This window comes from Methylophaga sp. (assembly GCF_965655755.1).
GTDB lineage: Bacteria > Pseudomonadota > Gammaproteobacteria > Nitrosococcales > Methylophagaceae > Methylophaga.
Window position 1 is genome coordinate 1,511 of record NZ_CBFHHW010000071.1, and the last position, 819, is coordinate 2,329.

The 819-nt window shown below is 49.8% G+C and carries 1 pseudogene; it reads right to left on the reverse strand.

Features of this window, described 5'->3' with window-relative positions:
- A pseudogene (locus tag ACTF5U_RS12395) lies at positions 1 to 819 on the reverse strand (ribonucleoside-diphosphate reductase subunit alpha); the annotation flags it as partial.

Consider the following 819-nt stretch of genomic DNA (forward strand, 5'->3'; position numbering starts at 1 on the left):
TCGCGGTACGGACGGTTTTCTGGAGTTTGTCTTTGTCCAGTTTGCCGTTCTCATCGATGTGCTTAACCATGTTGACGGAGCCGAGGTTACAGACAGCAATTTCTTTGTCTGAGGTGTTCAGCGTGATTTCTGTACACAGGTTTGAGCTGTGAACGACGCCAACATGTTGTTGCGGGCTACGCAGGTTACATGGATCTTTGAATGTGACCCATGGGTGACCTGTTTCAAACAGCATGCCCAGCATTTTGCGCCACAAGTCGGTGGCAGGCAGTTGTTTGAAGTTACGAATTTCACCGCGTGCCGCTTTTTCTTCGTACTCGGTGTAGGCCTTCTCAAATGCCAGACCGGTCAGATCGTGCAGATCGGAGACTTCTTCTGGAGAAAACAGCGTCCATTGACCTTCTTCGGCAACACGTTTCATGAACATGTCCGGAATCCAGTTGGCTGTGTTCATATCATGAGTACGGCGACGGTCATCACCGGTGTTTTTACGCATATCGAGGAATTCTTCGATATCGATGTGCCATGTTTCTAAGTACGCACAAACCGCACCCTTACGTTTACCACCTTGATTGACAGCAACGGCTGTATCGTTGGCAACTTTAAGGAATGGCACAACACCTTGTGATTTACCGTTGGTGCCTTTGATGTGTGCGCCCAGACCACGAACACGCGTCCAGTCATTACCCAGACCACCGGCGTATTTAGACAGCAGGGCATTGTCTCGCATCGCGTTATAAATGCCGCTCAGGTCGTCAGGAACCGTTGTCAGATAGCAAGAAGACAGCTGTGGACGTAATGTGCCGGAGTTAAACAGTG